This is a genomic window from Enterobacter cloacae complex sp. BZL2005 (assembly GCF_049238885.1).
GTDB classification, from domain to species: domain Bacteria; phylum Pseudomonadota; class Gammaproteobacteria; order Enterobacterales; family Enterobacteriaceae; genus Enterobacter; species Enterobacter roggenkampii.
In genome coordinates this window covers 503,689-523,777 of the sequence record NZ_JBMKGI010000002.1, presented here as the reverse complement: position 1 = coordinate 523,777, position 20,089 = coordinate 503,689, and the positions used below count along the sequence as shown (strand labels likewise).

General features: G+C 57.7%; 14 protein-coding genes. 6 read left to right on the top strand and 8 right to left on the bottom strand.

Features of this window, described 5'->3' with window-relative positions:
• The first annotated feature begins 101 nt into the window (after window positions 1-101).
• Together ACOTXI_RS06900 and ACOTXI_RS06895 are read left to right on the top strand one after the other, a co-directional pair.
• The gene (locus ACOTXI_RS06900; protein WP_008500226.1) at window positions 102-641 is read left to right on the top strand and encodes a YfaZ family outer membrane protein; all 540 of its coding nucleotides are present in this window, start codon (window positions 102-104) and stop codon (window positions 639-641) included.
• A 94-nt stretch (window positions 642-735) separates the two neighbouring features.
• Window positions 736-1,935, top strand: coding sequence for a nicotinamide mononucleotide deamidase-related protein YfaY (locus ACOTXI_RS06895; RefSeq protein ID WP_021241545.1), 1,200 nt, complete (start codon window positions 736-738; stop codon window positions 1,933-1,935).
• 33 nt (window positions 1,936-1,968) lie between these two features.
• Here ACOTXI_RS06895 and glpC read toward each other — a convergent pair whose 3' ends face one another.
• From glpC to glpA, 3 genes are read right to left on the bottom strand one after another with little or no spacing between them, the layout of a single operon-like run.
• Complete coding sequence (glpC, locus tag ACOTXI_RS06890; RefSeq protein WP_058654842.1) at window positions 1,969-3,159, bottom strand: anaerobic glycerol-3-phosphate dehydrogenase subunit GlpC; 1,191 nt, start codon at window positions 3,157-3,159, stop codon at window positions 1,969-1,971.
• On the bottom strand, window positions 3,156-4,373 hold the full coding sequence (gene glpB / locus ACOTXI_RS06885; RefSeq protein ID WP_058654844.1) for a glycerol-3-phosphate dehydrogenase subunit GlpB: 1,218 nt from the start codon (window positions 4,371-4,373) through the stop codon (window positions 3,156-3,158). Before glpB ends, glpC begins: the two co-directional genes overlap by 4 nt.
• Window positions 4,363-5,991 carry an anaerobic glycerol-3-phosphate dehydrogenase subunit A gene (gene glpA / locus ACOTXI_RS06880; protein WP_058654845.1) on the bottom strand — a complete coding sequence of 543 codons (1,629 nt, stop codon included), beginning with the start codon at window positions 5,989-5,991 and terminating at the stop codon, window positions 4,363-4,365. Before glpA ends, glpB begins: the two co-directional genes overlap by 11 nt.
• 251 nt (window positions 5,992-6,242) lie before the next feature.
• On the opposite strand from glpA, the gene glpT reads away from it, so the two are divergent.
• A complete protein-coding gene (glpT, locus tag ACOTXI_RS06875) occupies window positions 6,243-7,595 on the top strand; it encodes a glycerol-3-phosphate transporter (protein WP_045354273.1) in 1,353 nt (450 codons plus the stop codon).
• 11 nt (window positions 7,596-7,606) lie between these two features.
• The gene (gene glpQ, locus ACOTXI_RS06870) at window positions 7,607-8,662 is read left to right on the top strand and encodes a glycerophosphodiester phosphodiesterase (RefSeq protein WP_008500233.1); all 1,056 of its coding nucleotides are present in this window, start codon (window positions 7,607-7,609) and stop codon (window positions 8,660-8,662) included.
• 89 nt (window positions 8,663-8,751) lie between these two features.
• Here the strand turns inward: glpQ and yfaE are convergent, their stop codons facing one another.
• From yfaE to ubiG, 4 genes are all read right to left on the bottom strand, one after another.
• Window positions 8,752-9,006, bottom strand: a complete 255-nt coding sequence (gene yfaE, locus ACOTXI_RS06865; protein ID WP_008500234.1) for a class I ribonucleotide reductase maintenance protein YfaE — start codon at window positions 9,004-9,006, stop codon at window positions 8,752-8,754.
• Window positions 9,006-10,136, bottom strand: coding sequence for a class Ia ribonucleoside-diphosphate reductase subunit beta (nrdB, locus tag ACOTXI_RS06860; RefSeq protein WP_008500235.1), 1,131 nt, complete (start codon window positions 10,134-10,136; stop codon window positions 9,006-9,008). The genes yfaE and nrdB overlap by 1 nt, the downstream gene beginning before the upstream one ends.
• Before the next feature lie 54 nt (window positions 10,137-10,190).
• Complete coding sequence (gene nrdA / locus ACOTXI_RS06855) at window positions 10,191-12,476, bottom strand: class 1a ribonucleoside-diphosphate reductase subunit alpha (protein WP_008500237.1); 2,286 nt, start codon at window positions 12,474-12,476, stop codon at window positions 10,191-10,193.
• A 348-nt stretch (window positions 12,477-12,824) separates the two neighbouring features.
• Window positions 12,825-13,553 (bottom strand): bifunctional 2-polyprenyl-6-hydroxyphenol methylase/3-demethylubiquinol 3-O-methyltransferase UbiG, encoded by a 729-nt coding sequence (gene ubiG, locus ACOTXI_RS06850; protein ID WP_021241539.1) that lies wholly within the window; start codon window positions 13,551-13,553, stop codon window positions 12,825-12,827.
• Between the two features lie 146 nt (window positions 13,554-13,699).
• On the opposite strand from ubiG, the gene gyrA reads away from it, so the two are divergent.
• Together gyrA and rcsC are read left to right on the top strand one after the other, a co-directional pair.
• Window positions 13,700-16,336 carry a DNA topoisomerase (ATP-hydrolyzing) subunit A gene (gene gyrA / locus ACOTXI_RS06845; RefSeq protein WP_008500239.1) on the top strand — a complete coding sequence of 879 codons (2,637 nt, stop codon included), beginning with the start codon at window positions 13,700-13,702 and terminating at the stop codon, window positions 16,334-16,336.
• Window positions 16,337-16,471: 135 nt separating this feature from the next.
• Window positions 16,472-19,318 (top strand): two-component system sensor histidine kinase RcsC, encoded by a 2,847-nt coding sequence (gene rcsC / locus ACOTXI_RS06840; RefSeq protein ID WP_008500240.1) that lies wholly within the window; start codon window positions 16,472-16,474, stop codon window positions 19,316-19,318.
• A 111-nt stretch (window positions 19,319-19,429) separates the two neighbouring features.
• Here the strand turns inward: rcsC and rcsB are convergent, their stop codons facing one another.
• The gene (gene rcsB, locus ACOTXI_RS06835; protein ID WP_003859405.1) at window positions 19,430-20,080 is read right to left on the bottom strand and encodes a response regulator transcription factor RcsB; all 651 of its coding nucleotides are present in this window, start codon (window positions 20,078-20,080) and stop codon (window positions 19,430-19,432) included.
• Window positions 20,081-20,089: the final 9 nt, after the last annotated feature.

The window sequence follows — 20,089 nt, the reverse complement described above, 5'->3', positions numbered from 1 at the left end:
CTACTGGCCTGCCGCACGCAGAGTGCTTGATCCCCGGAAGACCCAGGTTAAAATCTCGCGGTTTTGGGACTTCTCTATAAAAATTGTGCGGGATCACGACAATGAAAAAAGTGGCATTAGTGGGCTTCGGCCTGATGGTTGTATCTGCGGCGGCGAACGCCATTAGCATTAACGGCTCGGCGGGTCAGGATTATACCCACCTGGGCTTCGGCATGGGTACCGAGACATCCGGTCTGGCGATGACCGGCGGTTGGACGCATAACGATGACGACGGCGACGCGGCAAGCCTCGGCCTGGGCCTCAACATTCCTCTGGGCCCGTTCCTGGCGACCGTCGGCGGTAAAGGTATCTATACCAACCCAAATGACGGTGACGAAGGATATGCGGCGGCAGTGGGCGGCGGCCTGCAGTGGAAAATTGGCGACAGCTTCGGCCTGTTTGGCGAGTACTACTACTCTCCGGACTCCCTCTCCAGCGGTATCGACAGCTATGAGGAAGCCAACGCCGGCGCGCGCTGGACCATCATGCGTCCAATCACCATCGAAGCAGGCTATCGCTATCTGAACCTGGCCGGTAAAGACGGCAACCGCGACAACGCGCTGGCCGACGGTCCGTACGTGGGCGTGAGCGCAGGCTTCTAATCTCTCCGGCGCGGCATGCTGTCGCGCCAGTTTCTCCTCTTCTCCACCCCGCGTTTGCGCTATAGTGTTTTGACCAAATAAGCGGGAGAACACAATGATTAACGTGGAGATGTTATCCACCGGCGACGAAGTGCTGCATGGACAAATTATTGATACCAATGCTGCCTGGCTTGCCGATCTTTTCTTTGAGCAAGGATTACCGTTAACGCGCCGCAATACGGTGGGCGACAATCTTGAGTCACTGGTCGCTGTTCTGCGCGAGCGCAGTGAACAGTGCGACGTGCTGATTGTGAACGGCGGGCTCGGCCCCACCAGTGACGATCTCAGTGCCCTGGCCGCCGCGACCGCAAAAGGCGAAGGGCTGGTGCTGCATGAGGCGTGGCTCTCGCAGATGGCGCGTTTTTTCTCCGAACGTGGCCGCGTCATGGCCCCCAGCAACCGCAAACAGGCTGAAATTCCCGCCAGTGCTGAACTGGTCGATAACCCGGTCGGTACCGCGTGCGGGTTTGCCATGCAGCTGAACCGTTGCCTGATGTTCTTCACGCCGGGCGTGCCCTCAGAATTTAAAGTGATGGTCGAGCAGCAGATCCTGCCGCGCCTTCGCCAGCGTTTTACCCTGCCGGAACCCCCGCTGTGCCTGCGTCTGACCACTTTTGGCCGTTCGGAAAGCGATCTGGCTCAGAGCCTCGATCACCTCTCACTCCCGCCGGGCGTGTCTATGGGCTATCGATCCTCCATGCCGATCATTGAGCTTAAGCTGACCGGACCGGCCACCCAGAAAGAGGCGATGCTGGCGCTGTGGCCTGAGGTGCAGCGCGTAGCGGGTGAAAGCCTGATCTTTGAAGGCACGGAAGGGCTACCGGCGCAGATTGCGAAGCATCTGCAGTCGCGTCAGCTGAGCGTGACCTTAAGCGAGCAGTTCACCGGTGGCCTGCTGGCGCTGCAGCTGTCGCGCGTCAACGCGCCGCTGCTGGCCAGCGAAGTGGTGCCGTTCCAGCAGGAGACTCTCGCGCAAACCGCCCGCTGGGCGTCCGAGAGAAGGGTGAAGCATTTTGCCGGTCTGGCGCTGTTTGTCGGCGGGTTGGATGAGGAATACCTCAACTTCGCGCTGGCGACGCCCGAGGGCACCCATGCCCTGCGGGTAAAAATGAGCATTACCCGCCACAGCCTGGCGGTGCGTCAGGAGGTATGCGCCATGATGGCGCTGAACATGCTGCGCCGCTGGCTGAATGGCAAAGAGGTGGCCAGCGAGCACGGCTGGATTAACGTGGTTGAGTCGCTGTTCGTAGAGTAACGCCTGTGCCGGGGCCTTTCGCCCCGGCCATGTTCACCCGAGCGCCTTTGCCAGCAGCGTAATCGGATGCTCGCAGCGCTTGCTGGTGGACATCTCAATCTGCCACTTGCAGGTTTCGCAGTCCGTCACCACGATATCCGCGCCGCTCTCCTCAATCTGACGGAACAGCGGAGCGCCGATCGCCTGCGACGTTTCGTAGTTTTCACGCTTAAAGCCGTAGGTTCCCGCAATCCCGCAGCAGCGCGAGTCCAGCACCGTCAGCTCCAGCCCCGGGATTAACCGCAGCAGCTCCAGCGTATAGAGCGACCAGCCCATCTTCTCCATATGACACGGCGTGTGATACACCACTTTCAGCGGCAATTTCCCCAGCGGCAACGTCTGCCCGCTGTCCAGCTTGCGCCACAGGAAGCGTGTTGCCAGCTCGATGTGCTCTCGCAGGCCGGTGTTGTCCACGTCCAGCAGATGCGGATATTCATCGCGCAGGGTGAAGGTACAGGTGGACGAGGTCGCCAGCACCGGTATGCCCTTGTCGACGATGGCTTCGCGCAGGGAGGTGACATTGCTTTGAGCCTGCCTGCGCGCTTTATCGGTAAACCCGTTAGCAATCAGCGGCACGCCGCAGCACTTCTCCTTGCTAAGCAGCTGAACGCCAGTTCCCATGGCGTTCAGCACTTTCAGCAGATCTTTACCCAGCTGCGGATGGTTGTAGTTCACATAGCAGCCGTGGAAAAAGGCCACCTGCTCGGCGTACTGCGCCTGCTCCGCCGCCACGGATTTATACCAGCGGCGGAAGGTGCCATGAGAATATTTCGGCAGGCTGCGGTGATGGTCTATCTTCAGCGTGGCATCCAGCAGTTGGCGCACCGGTTTGAGAGAGGTCGCGGCATTCACCAGCGGGGCAAACGGCGTAGAGACGCTGCCCATCAGATCGGTGTGGCTCAGAATCGCGTCCCGCAGCGACGGCTTTTGCGTACTGTAGCGCGCCCGGGCGCGCTGGATAATATCGCCGATTTTCACATCCGACGGGCAGGCGACTTCGCAGCGTTTGCAGTTGATGCAGTATCTCAGGGCTTCATCGTACAGCTTGCCGTCCTTCAGGCGCAGGCGCTCGCCGTCCGGCCCGGCCTGTTTAGGCCCGGGATAGCGTGGGTTCACGCCGCTGACCGGGCAGACGGTGGTACACACCGTGCATTTGATGCAGCTTTCAAAACGGGTGTCGTTCATTGTTCAGCCTCCGTGCGCTGGCTAATCTGCTCTGCCACATACAGCGCCGTGACGGCGCAGACGCCGCCACCGCATCCCTGGGCGATGGGATCGTATCCGCCCAGCAGCGAACCGATGGCAAAAAGAGTACTGACGGGCTTACCGGCAAGCTGCGGATGCAGGTGGTTATCGACAATCACGCCGAACTGCTGCCAGGGCTGCGGCGAGAAGAAATCACTCTGATACCAGTCCGCGCGAGAGGCTCGCTGGCGAACATCCAGCCCCATAATGGCTTCCCGAATGCCTTCCCGGCTGCTCAGCAGCCCGTTGCTGAAGAAACTGCCGCTTGCCAGCACCGTATAGCGGGCGCGAAGCGGAATATCCTCGTGGTTTCGCGTCCAGATTTCGCTTACCGCGCCGTCCACCAGGGTAATTTTCTTCACCTCATCCCCCGCCATCCACACGCCGCCCTGGGCAACAAACTGGCGCTGGAGCTGGGTGTGCAGGCGGATGCCGGGGACAGACGGGGGCAGCGTTGGCAGCAGGCCGAGCGAGCAGGGCAGACGATCCGAGAGCCAGCGCCAGAGCCGGTTGTCGCGTAAACCGAAGCAGGCGGGCATCAGCAGGGCGTCACCGTTGTTGCTAAGCGGCCTGAGGGCGTCATACAGCAACGGCCATTTCTCTTCGTTATCCAGAAAACGGGCGATATTCACCGCGCGAAACTCGCTCGGGTTATCGCGCAGGACATCAAGCTCAGGCAGCTCTATCTCTGCCGTTTCGGCGTTAACGCCCTGGCGACAAAGTGACGCCGCCGCGAGATGGGGCTGAAAATCCAGAAAGCCGCTAATCCCTACCACCCGCACGCGTCCCGCGCGAATGGGGGCAACGGGCATTTCCTCCGGGCTGAGCCAGGCGGAACGCAGGGTGCCGAGCGGCGTAACGCGCTGGTGATTGAACCTGGCGCTGCCCTGCAGACGCGCGCCGCACTCCGCCAGCAGCGCTTCGGTTTCCAGCGCAAAGCGGTCAATATGCTGTGCACCAACCAGGTGATACGGGTGCTCCGGCGGCAGCTTATCGCGGTACGCTTCGTCCACCAGATCCAGCGAGCCCGACGAGAAGTGCAGGGCGCTCTGCCCCCGGGTGATAATGGCGCAGCGCAGCCCCTGCTTCGTGAGCTTAATGCCGCAGAGCAGGCCCGCCAGCCCGCCGCCGACAATCACGGTATCAAATTTCATCGTGTTGCTCCTTCTCCAGACCGCAAAGCCCCTGGTAGACCCAGCGGGTAAATTCACTTTCACGCAGGGCATCGCCCCAGGCGACAGGCTGAATGCCTTTCCAGCGCTCGTTTAAAAACGCGCTGAGCTGATCGAGCGACTGGGTGGCTGTGGTGGTATGAAAGCGCTGCAACAGCCCCGCAGCTCGGCAGGCGCACAGTTCGCCCTGACAGGTCCCCATTCCGACGCGGGTGCGGCGGCGGAGATCGAGCAGGCTGTTGACCGTCAGGTTCTCCACCGCGTACTGCACCTCACCGGCCGTCACGGCTTCGCACTCGCACACCAGGCTGCGGCTCAATCTTCCTTCACCAAGCCACGGTGGCGTTCTGTCGCCGTGGCGGTATACCGCGGACCCGCGCAGCGGCGCGGGCAGGGAGATGATTTTCTGCAGCGTTTTTTCGGTGGACTGCCGCGATCCCGGCAGCGGCTGTTCTGCCGTGACGCACGGCTCGGTATTTCCGAGCTTGCGGCAGACGGCATCGGTCGCCCACTCGGCCATCAGGCGATAGGTCATCAGCTTGCCGCCGGTGATGGTGATAAACCCGTCCATGCCGTCGCGCGCGGCGTGATCGAGCAGCACGATGCCCCGGCTGACGTTCCGTCCGCTCGGGTCGTTGTCGTTGGCGACCAGCGGACGCACGCCCGCGTAGGCGCGCAGAATCCGCGTCTGGGCCATCACCGGGGCCAGTTTTTCCCCTTCCCGCAGCAGGATATCCACCTCTTCAGCGGTGACGCGGTTGTAATCAATCTCGCTGTAGTCCACGTGCGTTGAAGTCGTCCCGATTAATGAAATGGTATCGCCCGGGACGAGGATATCGGCGTCAGACGGCTTGCGGCAGCGGTTAATCACGTGGTTGTTGATGCGGTGGTCGAGGATCAGCAGCGAGCCTTTCGCCGGGAACATGCGCACCGACAGGTCCGCATATTCCGCTATACGCTGGCCCCAGATCCCCGCCGCATTAACCACTACGGCGGCATACAGCTCGCCGTGCTCGTTGTACTGCGTATCAAACACCCGCACCCCACAGATGCGATGACCTTCGCGAATAAGCCCGGTCACTTCATGTCCGGTCAGAATGCGTGCGCCATGCTCACGGGCGTCCAGCATGTTGGCGGCGGTCAGGCGGAACGGATCGACGGTACCGTCAGGGACTTTCACCGCGCCAATAAGCGCCGGGTTAACCGACGGTTCCAGCCGCCGCGCCAGCGCCGGATCCATGGCCTCCGCCTGAATGCCCGCAGCAGTGCAGGCGGTAATAAAGGTGTCCTGAAAGGCGAGGTCATCTTCAGGAAGGGTAATAAAGAGGCCGTCGGTCGGCTCAATGCAGTGGCGTGCGATACGCTTGAGGATCTGGTTTTCAGCAATACATTCGCGCGCGGATTCCGCGTCGGTGACCGCATACCGGGCGCCGCTGTGCAGCAGGCCGTGGTTCCGTCCGGTTGCGCCCGTGGCGATATCATGGCGTTCCAGAAGCGTAACGCTAAAGCCGCGAAGGGCGCAATCGCGCGCGATCCCGGCGCCGGTTGCGCCACCACCAATGATTATCACATCACTATAACGAGGATCGTGACTGGTCATTGTTTACCCTCTATGTTCGTTTTTTATCATTTAGCCATAGTAATTTTGTGGTTTGTTTGATTTCGAACATAAACGCGCGGAATTCGAAAGTGAAACGTGATTTCATGCGCTTTTTTGCGCATTCTGTCATATTTCTGTAACAATCTGTGCGTTGATTCACAGTAACAATCACCGTGATTTCTTAACATCCCCGCCTCTGGAATTCAGGTGCGAGCCACCTGCTCATTCATTTCAAGGCCACGGAGGCTGTTATGCTCAGTATCTTCAAACCTGCGCCCCACAGGGCGCGTCTGCCAGAGGCAGAAATAGATCCGCTCTATCGCCGTCTGCGTTGGCAAATCTTCCTGGGGATCTTCTTCGGGTATGCGGCGTACTACCTAGTACGTAAAAACTTCGCGCTCGCCATGCCGTATCTGGTGGAGCAGGGCTTCTCCCGCGGCGATCTGGGGTTCGCGCTGTCGGGGATATCCATCGCCTACGGTTTTTCCAAATTCATCATGGGTTCCGTGTCGGATCGCTCGAATCCGCGCGTGTTCCTGCCTGCCGGTCTGATCCTGGCGGCAGCGGTGATGCTGTTTATGGGATTTGTGCCATGGGCAACCTCCAGCATTGCCATCATGTTCGTGCTGCTGTTTCTCTGCGGCTGGTTCCAGGGAATGGGGTGGCCGCCGTGCGGACGCACCATGGTGCACTGGTGGTCGCAGAAAGAGCGCGGCGGCATCGTGTCGGTATGGAACTGCGCCCATAACGTGGGCGGCGGTATTCCGCCGCTGCTGTTCCTGCTGGGGATGGCCTGGTTCAACGACTGGCACGCGGCGCTCTACATGCCTGCCTTTGGTGCCATTCTGGTGGCGATTATTGCCTTCGCCCTGATGCGCGATACGCCGCAGTCCTGCGGCCTGCCGCCGATTGAAGAGTACAAAAACGACTATCCGGATGATTACAGCAAGGAGCACGAAGAAGAGCTGACCGCAAAACAGATCTTCATGAAGTACGTCCTGCCGAACAAGCTGCTGTGGTACATCGCGGTTGCGAACGTGTTCGTTTACCTGCTTCGCTACGGCATCCTCGACTGGTCCCCGACCTACCTGAAAGAGGTGAAGCACTTCGCGCTGGATAAGTCCTCCTGGGCCTATTTCCTGTATGAATATGCCGGGATCCCAGGCACGCTGCTTTGCGGCTGGATGTCAGATAAGGTGTTTAAAGGCAACCGCGGCGCGACGGGCGTGTTCTTTATGACCTTGGTCACCATCGCGACCGTCGTTTACTGGCTCAACCCGCCGGGCAACCCATCAGTAGACATGGCCTGTATGATCGTCATCGGCTTCCTGATTTACGGTCCGGTGATGCTGATCGGTCTTCACGCCCTGGAGCTGGCGCCGAAGAAAGCGGCGGGAACGGCGGCGGGCTTTACCGGCTTGTTCGGCTACCTCGGCGGTTCGGTCGCGGCGAGCGCCATCGTGGGCTATACCGTTGACTTCTTCGGCTGGGACGGCGGCTTTATGGTGATGATTGGCGGAAGCGTGCTGGCGGTACTGCTGCTGATTGTTGTGATGATCGGGGAAAAACGTCACCACGCGGAAGTGCTGGCGCGTCGTCAATAAGGAGCTTTGCGATGAAATTAACTCAGTTAGCAACCGGCCTGCTGCTGGCGGGCCTGATGACAGGCTCCGCGCTGGCGGCGGATAAAATCGTTATTGCCCACCGCGGTGCCAGCGGCTATCTGCCGGAGCATACGCTCCCGGCGAAAGCGATGGCCTATGCGCAAGGCGCGGATTATCTGGAGCAGGATCTGGTGATGACGAAGGACGACCAGCTGGTCGTCCTGCACGACCATTATCTTGACCGCGTGACGGACGTGGCAGAGCGTTTCCCGGATCGCGCCCGCAAAGATGGCCGCTTCTACGCCATTGACTTCACGCTGGCGGAGATCCGCTCCCTGAAGTTCACCGAAGGCTTCGAGATTGAAAACGGCAAGAAGGTGCAGGTCTATCCGGGACGTTTCCCGATGGGCAAATCTGACTTCCGGATCCATACCTTCCAGGAAGAGATTGAGTTTGTTCAGGGACTGAACCACTCCACCGGTAAAAACATCGGCATCTACCCGGAAATCAAAGCCCCATGGTTCCACCATCAGGAAGGGAAAGACATTGCCGCGAAGACGCTGGAGGTGCTCAAACAGTACGGCTACACCAGCAAGCAGGACAAAGTCTACCTGCAGTGTTTTGACGCCGCCGAGCTGAAGCGCATCAAAACCGAGCTGGAGCCGAAGATGGGGATGGATCTCAATCTGGTGCAGCTGATCGCCTATACCGACTGGAATGAAACCCAGGAGAAGCAGCCGGACGGCAAGTGGGTGAACTACAGCTACGACTGGATGTTTAAGCCGGGCGCGATGAAGCAGATTGCGCAGTACGCCGACGGCATCGGGCCGGATTACCACATGCTGGTGGCGGAAGGCTCAACGCCGGGCCACGTGAAGCTGACGGCGATGGTGAAAGAGGCGCATGCCAGCAAGATGCAGGTGCATCCGTACACCGTGCGTGCAGACCAGCTGCCGCCGTATGCCACGGATGTGAATCAGCTTTATGAGGTGTTATATAACCAGGCGGGCGTGGACGGACTGTTTACGGATTTCCCGGATAAAGCGGTCAGCTTCCTGAAGGATTAACGCTGAAATTGCCGGGTCGCGGCTGCGCCTTACCCGGCCTACGAACTGCGGTTTTGTAGGTCGGGTAAGCGAAGCGCCACCCGACACCATCACATCTCGATCTCGATATCGCCTTTTGCCCGGCAGCAGCAGGGCAAAATTTCCCCTTCGTTGATAAAGGCTAGCGGTTCGGTCAGCCAGTCCACCTGGCCGGCGACCAGACGGCAGCGGCAAGAACCGCAGTAGCCGGAACGACACTGGTACTCTACTTCGACCTGATGCGCCTCAAGCGCCACCAGCAGAGAAGGGTGCTCTTCCCGACACAGTACCTCAGTGCCGGAAAGACTTAACGTGACGCGTGACATCAGAGCTGGAAGTCGCTCAGGTCGTCGGTGTTGACTTCAGAATCAATCTGACCGACCAGATAAGAACTCACTTCCACTTCCTGCGGCGCAACCTGCACGTTATCGGACACCAGCCAGGTGTTGATCCACGGGATAGGGTTAGAGCGCGTCTGGAACGGCAGGTCGAGACCGACCGCCTGCATGCGGATGTTGGTGATGTACTCAACGTACTGGCACAGGATGTCTTTGTTCAGGCCAATCATGGAGCCGTCGCGGAACAGGTAGTCTGCCCACTCTTTCTCCTGCTGAGCCGCCAGCACGAACAGGTCGTAGCACTCCTGCTTGCACTCTTCGGCGATTTCCGCCATCTCCGGATCGTCCGTGCCGCTGCGCAGCAGGTTCAGCATGTGCTGGGTACCGGTCAGGTGCAGGGCTTCATCACGGGCAATCAGACGGATGATTTTGGCGTTGCCTTCCATCAGCTTGCGCTCGGCAAAGGCGAAGGAGCAGGCGAAGCTGACGTAGAAGCGGATCGCTTCCAGCGCGTTAACGCTCATCAGGCACAGGTACAGCTGTTTTTTCAGCGCGCGCAGGTTCACGGTGATGGTTTTACCGTTCACATGGTGAGTGCCTTCGCCCAGCAGGTGCCAGTAGCTGGTCATCTCGATCAGCTCATCATAGTAATGGGCAATGCCTTCCGCGCGCTTCTGGATCTGCTCGTTGGTGACGATATCGTCAAACACCACTGCCGGATCGTTCACGATGTTGCGGATGATGTGGGTGTAAGAGCGGGAGTGGATCGTCTCGGAGAACGCCCAGGTTTCCACCCAGGTTTCCAGCTCAGGAATCGAGATCAGCGGCAGCAGCGCCACGTTCGGGCTACGGCCCTGGATGGAGTCCAGCAGCGTCTGGTACTTCAGGTTGCTGATGAAGATATGTTTTTCGTGATCCGGCAGAGACTGGTAGTCAATACGGTCGCGGGAGACGTCCACTTCTTCCGGACGCCAGAAGAAGGAGAGTTGCTTTTCAATCAGCTTTTCGAAGATGTCATATTTTTGCTGATCGTAGCGTGCCACGTTGACCGGCTGGCCGAAGAACATCGGCTCTTTGAGCTGGTCGTTTTTCGTCTGTGAAAAGGTGGTATATGCCATGAGTGTGTCCTAAAAACGTAGGCCGGGTAAGCGTAGCGCCACCCGGCATTTACATTAGATCTTACATGCGCCGCTTTCGCAGCCATCGTCCTGAATTGACGGAACCAGGTCATCCTGCGCGTCTTCCGCACCGTCACGGGTGTTGTGATAGTACAGCGTTTTCACGCCAAACTTGTAGGCGGTGAGCAGGTCTTTCAGCAATTGCTGCATCGGCACCTTGCCGGACGGGAAGCGCGTCGGGTCATAGTTGGTATTGGCAGAGATCGACTGGTCGATAAACTTCTGCATGATACCCACCAGCTGCAGGTAGCCGTCGTTGTTTGGCATTTCCCACAGCAGCTCGTAGTTGTCACCCAGCGTCTCGTAATCCGGTACCACCTGACGCAGCACGCCGTCTTTCGAGGCTTTGATGCTGACGTGGCCGCGCGGCGGCTCAATACCGTTGGTGGCGTTAGAGATCTGCGAAGAGGTCTCGGACGGCATCAGGGCAGAGAGCGTGGAGTTACGCAGGCCGTGAGTCTTGATGGACTCGCGCAGGCCTTCCCAGTCGAGGTGCAGCGGCTCGCTGACAATCGCATCCAGGTCTTTCTTGTAAGTGTCGATTGGCAGAATGCCTTTCGCGTAGGTGGTTTCGTTGAACCACGGGCACGCGCCTTGCTCTTTCGCCAGCTCGTTGGACGCTTTCATCAGGTAGTACTGAATCGCTTCGAACGTCTGGTGCGTCAGGTTGTTGGCGCTGCCGTCGGAGTAACGCTTGCCGTTTTTCGCCAGCCAGTAGGCGAAGTTGATCACGCCGATACCCAGGGTACGACGCCCCATCGCACCGCGTTTCGCGGCCGGGATTGGGTAATCCTGGTAGTCCAGCAGGGCGTCGAGCGCACGAACCGCCAGCACGGCCAGCTCTTCCAGCTCGTCCAGGCTCTTGATGGCACCCAGGTTGAACGCGGACAGCGTACACAGCGCAATTTCACCGTTTTCGTCGTTCACGTCTTCCAGCGGTTTGGTCGGCAGGGCGATCTCCAGGCACAGGTTAGACTGGCGCACTGGTGCAACCACCGGATCAAACGGGCTGTGGGTGTTGCAGTGGTCAACGTTCTGGATGTAGATACGGCCGGTAGAGGCACGTTCCTGCATCATCAGGGAGAACAGGTCCACCGCCTTCACGCGCTGCTTGCGGATGCTGTCGTCTTTTTCGTATTTGGTGTACAAACGCTCGAATTCGTCCTGATCGGCGAAGAACGCGTCGTACAGGCCCGGGACGTCGGACGGGCTGAACAGGGTGATCTCTTCGCCCTTCAGCAGGCGGGTGTACATCAGCTTGTTGATCTGCACGCCGTAGTCCATGTGACGCACGCGGTTGCCTTCAACACCACGGTTGTTTTTCAGGACCAGCAGGCTTTCCACTTCCAGGTGCCACATAGGGTAGAACAGGGTCGCAGCACCGCCGCGCACGCCGCCCTGAGAGCAGGATTTTACCGCCGTCTGGAAGTGCTTATAGAACGGGATACAGCCGGTGTGGAATGCTTCACCGCCGCGAATCGGGCTGCCCAGCGCACGGATGCGACCGGCGTTGATGCCGATACCGGCACGCTGGGAAACGTATTTCACGATGGCGCTGGACGTGGCGTTGATGGAATCCAGGCTGTCACCACACTCGATCAGTACGCAGGAGCTGAACTGACGGGTTGGGGTGCGCACGCCAGACATGATTGGCGTCGGCAGTGAAATCTTGAACGTCGATACCGCATCGTAGAAACGCTTCACGTAATCCAGACGGGTGTCACGCGGATAGTTAGAGAACAGGCAGGCGGCCACCAGAATATAGAGGAACTGGGCGCTTTCGTAGATCTCACCGGTTACACGGTTCTGAACCAGGTATTTGCCTTCGAGCTGCTTCACCGCCGCGTAGGAGAAGTTCATGTCGCGCCAGTGATCGATAAACCCGTTCATCTGCTCGAACTCTTCTTCCGTATAGTCTTCCAGCAGATGCGTGTCGTATTTGCCCAGCTCAACCATTTTCACCACGTGATCGTAAAGCTTCGGCGGCTCAAACTGGCCGTAGGCTTTTTTACGCAGGTGGAAAATCGCCAGACGTGCAGCGAGGTACTGATAATCCGGTGCTTCGCGGGAGATGAGGTCCGCCGCCGCTTTAATGATCGTTTCGTGGATATCAGACGTTTTGATGCCGTCGTAGAACTGGATGTGTGAACGCAGTTCAACCTGGGAGATAGATACGTTGTTCAGTCCTTCTGCTGCCCAGTCGAGAACTCGATGGATTTTGTCCAGATTGATACGCTCGGTAGTACCGTCGCGCTTTGTCACCAGCAGACTCTGATTCATGTGGGGTTTACCTGTCCGTGAAATAAAAAAATATCCCCCGCTTATCCACAGAACCGTCTTGTGACTAACTCTGTGGATAAATACTACATATAGGGGGTTTGCGATAAGAAAAACGCTATATGGTGAGTATTCTAGTAAGGATTCTTTTCAGTACAAGGGTTGATTTTGACGTTAAATTGAGGTTGTGAAAGGGTAAAAAAGGCTAAGTCCTCGTACCGTAAGGCCTGGAAGACATGTCAATAATTAAGAAAAAAAATTCAAAATTTGATCGAGTGCTGATTTCTTCAACGGGCGGTCAGAATTGCGCAACATGATGTCGCGCAATCTTTATAAGAATAACGAATGACGTTAGTCGTTTTTGGCGGTTGTATGCAACATATAGTTAACATCAACGCCCGGTGCGAGTTTGAATTTATTGGTCAGCGGATTGTAGTGCAGACCAGTGATGTGCTGCTCCTTGAGCCACGTCTGGTCGACCCAGCTTAACAGTTCCGCAGGCTTGATGAATTTCTTCACGTCATGCGTGCCTTTCGGCACCATGCGCAGCACATACTCCGCGCCAACGACGGCCATCAGCCAGGCTTTACCGTTGCGGTTGATGGTCGAGAAGAAGACCTGTCCACCCGGTTTCACCAGTTTTGCACAGGCGTGCACCACGGACTGCGGATCGGGAACGTGCTCCAGCATCTCCATGCAGGTTACCACATCGTACTGATGGGCATGTTTTGCCGCGTGTTCTTCCACGGTTTCCTGCACGTAGTCCACCTGTATGCCAGACTCCAGCGCATGAAGACGAGCAACCTGCAGCGGTTCAAAGCCCATATCCAGGCCCGTGACGTTCGCCCCTTCGCGCGCCATGCTTTCCGCCAGGATACCGCCACCGCAGCCGACATCGAGCACTTTTTTACCGAACAGACCGCCGGAGCGCTCCGCGATATAGCCCAGACGCAGCGGGTTAATACGGTGCAGCGGTTTGAACTCGCCTTCGAGATCCCACCAGCGGGACGCCACCGCTTCAAATTTGGCAATCTCTTCGTGGTCAACGTTGTGAGCCACCGGGGATTTTTCGGCATTCATGGGCGCTTTTACTCCTTATTTAGCAAGACGAATGAGTATATCAGGCAATCCCTGTGAATAAAGCGTATAGGTTTACCTCAATCACCTCGGCTGTGTTATAATTTGCGACCTTTGAATCCGGGATACAGTAGAGGGATAGCGGTTAGATGAGCGACCTTGCGAGAGAAATTACACCGGTTAACATCGAGGAAGAGCTGAAGAGCTCCTATCTGGACTATGCGATGTCGGTCATTGTTGGCCGTGCGCTGCCGGACGTCCGCGATGGCCTTAAGCCGGTACACCGTCGCGTACTATACGCCATGAACGTATTGGGCAATGACTGGAATAAAGCCTATAAAAAATCTGCCCGCGTCGTCGGTGACGTCATCGGTAAATATCACCCGCATGGTGATACCGCCGTTTATGACACCATCGTTCGTATGGCGCAGCCATTCTCCTTGCGCTACATGCTGGTAGATGGTCAGGGTAACTTTGGTTCAGTCGACGGCGACTCCGCTGCGGCGATGCGTTATACGGAAATCCGTATGTCGAAAATCGCTCATGAGCTGATGGCCGACCTGGAAAAAGAGACCGTTGATTTCGTCGATAACTACGACGGCACCGAGCGCATCCCAGATGTGATGCCCACCAAGATCCCGAACCTGTTAGTGAACGGTTCGTCCGGTATCGCGGTCGGTATGGCAACCAACATTCCGCCGCACAATATCACCGAGGTGATCAACGGCTGTCTGGCTTATATCGACGATGAAGATATCAGCATTGAAGGGCTGATGGCACACATCCCGGGCCCGGACTTCCCGACGGCGGCGATCATCAACGGTCGTCGCGGCATTGAAGAGGCGTACCGTACCGGCCGCGGCAAGATTTACATCCGTGCCCGCGCTGAAGTAGAAGCGGACGCCAAAACCGGCCGTGAAACCATTATTGTTCACGAGATCCCGTATCAGGTGAACAAAGCGCGTCTGATTGAAAAAATCGCCGAGCTGGTAAAAGAAAAACGCGTTGAAGGCATCAGCGCGCTGCGTGACGAGTCTGATAAAGACGGCATGCGCATCGTGATTGAGATCAAACGCGACGCGGTGGGTGAGGTTGTCCTGAATAACCTGTACTCCCAGACGCAGCTTCAGGTCTCCTTCGGTATCAACATGGTTGCGCTGCACCATGGTCAGCCGAAGATCATGAACCTGAAAGAGATCCTGAGCGCGTTCGTCCGTCACCGCCGTGAAGTGGTGACCCGTCGTACCATCTTCGAACTGCGCAAAGCGCGCGACCGTGCGCACATCCTTGAAGCGCTGGCGGTTGCGCTGGCCAACATCGACCCGATCATCGAGCTGATCCGTCGTGCGCCAACCCCGGCGGAAGCGAAAACCGCGCTGGTTTCCCGTCCGTGGGATCTGGGCAACGTCGCCGCGATGCTGGAACGTGCGGGCGATGACGCGGCGCGTCCTGAATGGCTGGAACCTGAGTTCGGCGTGCGTGACGGTCAATACTACCTGACTGAACAGCAGGCCCAGGCGATTCTGGATCTGCGTCTGCAGAAACTGACCGGCCTTGAGCATGAAAAACTGCTCGACGAATACAAAGAGCTGCTGGAACAAATTGCTGAGCTGCTGCATATCCTGGGCAGCGCAGAGCGCCTGATGGAAGTGATCCGCGAAGAGCTGGAGCTGGTCCGCGATCAGTTCGGCGACGAGCGCCGCACCGAAATCACCGCCAACAGTGCGGACATCAACATCGAAGACCTGATCAACCAGGAAGACGTTGTGGTGACCCTGTCTCACCAGGGCTACGTGAAGTATCAGCCGTTAACGGACTACGAAGCACAGCGTCGTGGCGGTAAAGGTAAATCTGCAGCACGTATTAAAGAAGAAGACTTTATTGACCGCCTGCTGGTGGCGAACACCCATGACACGATCCTCTGCTTCTCCAGCCGCGGTCGTCTGTACTGGATGAAAGTCTATCAGTTGCCGGAAGCAAGCCGCGGCGCACGTGGTCGTCCAATCGTTAACCTGCTGCCGCTGGAAGCGAACGAACGTATCACCGCCATTCTGCCGGTACGCGAGTACGAAGAGGGCGTGAACGTCTTTATGGCGACCGCCAGCGGTACCGTGAAGAAAACCGCGCTGACCGAATTCAGCCGTCCGCGTTCTGCCGGTATTATCGCCGTGAACCTGAACGAAGGCGACGAGCTGATTGGCGTGGATCTGACCTCGGGCTCCGATGAAGTCATGCTCTTCTCTGCGGCCGGTAAAGTGGTGCGCTTCAAAGAAGACGCCGTCCGTGCAATGGGCCGTACCGCGACGGGCGTTCGTGGTATCAAACTGGCTGGCGAAGACAGCGTTGTTTCTCTGATTATTCCGCGCGGTGAAGGGGCTATCCTGACCGTCACGCAGAATGGTTACGGTAAACGTACGGCGGAAGGGGAATACCCAACCAAGTCTCGCGGCACGCAGGGCGTTATCTCCATCAAGGTGACCGAGCGCAACGGTTCCGTTGTCGGCGCGGTGCAGGTAGACGATGCCGACCAGATCATGATGATCACCGATGCCGGTACGCTGGTGCGTACCCGCGTGTCTGAGATCAGCGTGGTGGGTCGTAACACCCAGGGCGTGATCCTCATCCGTACAGCGGAAGATGAAAACGTGGTGGGTCTGCAGCGCGTTGCCGAGCCGGTGGATGACGAAGAGCTCGACTCCATCGACGGTAGCGTCGCGGAAGGCGATGAGGACATCGCGCCAGAAGCCGACACCGACGATGACGTAGCGGATGACGCTGACGAGTAATGTCTCCTGATGCAAAAAAGGGCCGGATTCCGGCCCTTTTCTTTTGCAGAAGCAGATAAGTCAACGTTGCGACCTGGCGCGTTTACCGCTACCTTAACCACATTCTTTTGACCCCGACGGCGGAGCCTCGCCCCCTTGAAATACCTCGTCTCCTTTCGTACTACGCTGAAAGTCTCTCGCTATCTGTTTAGAGCGCTGGCGCTCCTGCTTTGGCTGCTGGTGGCCTTGTTCTCGGTGTTTTACATCGTTAATGCGCTGCATCAGAAAGAAGCGGAGATCCGCCAGGAGTTTAACTTAAGCTCCGACCAGGCCCAGCGCTACATTCAGCGAACGTCTGACGTCATGAAGGAGCTGAAGTATATTGCCGAGAATCGTCTGACGGCGGAAAACGGTATTCTTGCGCTCCGCGGGCGTAACGACAAAACCGAAGTTCCGGACTTCCAGCCGCTGTTCCCGGATTCCGATTGCTCCACCATGAGCAATACCTGGCGCGGGTCGCTGGAATCGCTAGCCTGGTTTATGCGCTACTGGCGCGACAACTTCTCCGCCGCCTATGACCTGAACCGCGTCTTCCTGATTGGCAGCGAAAATCTCTGCATGGCTGACTTTGGCCTGCGCGACGTGCCCGTTGAACGTGACAATGCGCTGAAAAGCCTGCATGAACGTATTGTGAAATACCGCAATGCACCACAGGACGAGCGCGGGAATAACATCTTCTGGGTGAGCCAGGGCCCGCGCCCCGGCGTGGGCTATTTCTATGCCCTGACGCCGGTTTATCTCGGTAATCGCCTGCAGGCGCTGATGGGGATTGAGCAGACCATCCGCATGGAAAACTTCTTCACCCCTGGCAGCCTGCCCATGGGGGTGACCATTCTGGATGAAAACGGCCATCAGCTGATCTCGCTTGCCGGGCCCGATAACCGGCTGAACGTCGAACCGCACTGGATGCAGGAGCGGTCGTGGTTTGGCTATACCTCGGGCTTCCGCGAGCTGGTGCTGAAGAAGAGTCTGCCGCCTTCGTCGCTGAGTATCGTCTATTCGCTGCCGGTGGATATGGTGCTTGAGCGGATACGCATTCTTATCATGAATGCAATTCTGCTCAACCTGCTGGCGGGGGGTGCGCTGTTTACGCTGGCGCGCATGTATGAGCGGAAAATCTTTATTCCCGCCGAAAGCGACGCCCAGCGCCTGGAGGAACACGAGCAGTTTAACCGCAAGATTGTTGCCTCGGCGCCGGTGGGGATCTGTATCCTGCGTACCCAGGACGGGACCAACATCCTGAGTAACGAACTGGCGCATAACTACCTGAACATGCTGACGCACGAAGACCGGCAGAGGCTGACGCAGATTATCTGCGGTCAGCAGGTTAACTTCGTGGACGTGCTCACCAGTACGCACACCAACCTGCAGATCAGCTTTGTCCATTCCCGCTATCGCAATGAAAACGTGGCGATTTGCGTGCTGGTGGATGTCTCCGCGCGCGTGAAGATGGAGGAGTCGTTGCAGGAGATGGCGCAGGCGGCGGAGCAGGCCAGCCAGTCAAAATCCATGTTCCTTGCGACCGTCAGCCACGAGCTGCGTACGCCGCTGTACGGGATTATCGGTAACCTCGATCTGCTGCAGACGAAGGAATTGCCGAAAGGCGTCGACCGGCTGGTGACGGCGATGAACAACTCCTCCAGCCTGCTGCTGAAAATCATCAGCGATATTCTCGACTTCTCTAAAATTGAGTCCGAGCAGCTGAAAATCGAGCCGCGCGAGTTTTCACCGCGCGAGGTGATGAACCACATCAGCGCCAACTATCTGCCGCTGGTGGTGCGTAAACAGCTGGGGCTCTACTGCTTTATCGAACCGGACGTGCCGCTGACGCTGCACGGCGATCCGATGCGCCTGCAGCAGGTCATCTCTAACCTGCTCAGCAACGCCATCAAATTTACCGATACCGGCTGTATTGTGCTGCACGTCTGCCGGGCAGGGGATTACCTGAGCATTCGCGTGCGCGACACGGGGGTTGGCATCCCGGCGAAGGAGGTGGTTCGCCTGTTCGATCCGTTCTTCCAGGTCGGTACCGGCGTGCAGCGTAACTTCCAGGGCACCGGACTGGGGCTGGCGATTTGTGAGAAGCTCGTCAGCATGATGGACGGCGATATCTCCGTGGATACCGAGCCCGGCATGGGCAGCCAGTTCACCATCCGCATTCCGCTCTATTCGGCGCAATATCCGGCAAAAGCCACGGTAGATGGCCTGAGCGATAAGCGCTGCTGGCTGGCGGTGCATAACGCCTCGCTGAATGACTATCTGACGGCGCTGCTGACCCACTGCGGCGTGAGGGTGTGCCGCTATGAAGGTCAAACACCGGACGTTGACGATGTGCTGATCGCCGACGAGATGCAGGAGCAGCCGTGGCAGGGGAGAGGGTCGGTGCTCTTCTGCCGTCGCCACATCGGCATTCCCGTCGAGCGCGCGCCTGGGGAATGGGTACACAGTGTTGCGACGCCGCACGAGCTGTTGAGCCTGCTGGCACGCATCTACAAAGTGGAGCTGGAAGAGCGCGACGGCGCGGGCGGATTGCCGTCACCGGAGTCTCTGGCGTCGGTGAATGACGATATGATGATTCTGGTGGTGGATGACCATCCGATTAACCGCCGCCTGCTGGCTGACCAGCTTGGATCGCTGGGCTACCAGTGCAAAACCGCCAATGACGGCGTGGATGCGCTGAACGTGCTGAGTAAGAATCATATTGATATCGTGCTGAGCGACGTCAACATGCCTAACATGGACGGCTACCGTCTGACGCAGCGCATCCGGCAGCTTGGCCTGACGCTGCCGGTGGTGGGCGTAACGGCGAACGCGCTGGCGGAAGAGAAGCAGCGCTGTCTGGAGTCAGGCATGGACAGCTGTCTGTCGAAACCGGTGACGCTGGACGTGCTGAAGCAGACATTGTCGATTTACGCAGAGCGCGTGAGAAAAACGAGAATATAAAAAAGGCCCGGAAGGGCCTTTTTTATTTGCCCGGCGACGCTGCGCTTGCGCGGGCCTGCGGGTTTTGTAGGCCGGGTAAGCGCCAGCGCCACCCGGCATTTACAGTGGAGATCAATCCTTATCCGTTGCGCTCAGCGTCACGGAGGAGAGATAGTTGAGCAGCGCAATATCATTGTCCACACCCAGTTTCATCATCGCTGATTTCTTCTGGCTGCTGATGGTTTTAATACTGCGGTTCAGCTTCTTGGCAATCTCGGTCACCAGGAAACCTTCTGCGAACAGGCGCAGAACTTCACTCTCTTTCGGCGACAGACGTTTGTCACCATAGCCACCCGCGCTGATTTTTTCCAGCAGACGAGAAACGCTTTCAGGCGTGAACTTCTTGCCTTTCTGCAGCGCCGCAAGCGCTTTAGGCAGATCGGTCGGTGCGCCCTGTTTCAGCACAATCCCTTCGATATCCAGATCCAGTACCGCGCTCAGGATCGCCGGGTTGTTGTTCATGGTCAGAACAATGATCGAGATATCCGGGAAGTGACGTTTAATATATTTGATGAGCGTGATCCCATCACCGTATTTGTCTCCGGGCATGGAGAGATCGGTAATGAGCACGTGTGCATCAAGCTTTGGGAGGTTATTGATCAGTGCTGTAGAGTCTTCAAATTCACCGACTACATTCACCCACTCGATCTGTTCAAGTGATTTGCGAATACCGAACAGTACAATCGGATGGTCATCGGCAATAATTACGTTCATATTGTTCATGTATAAGGC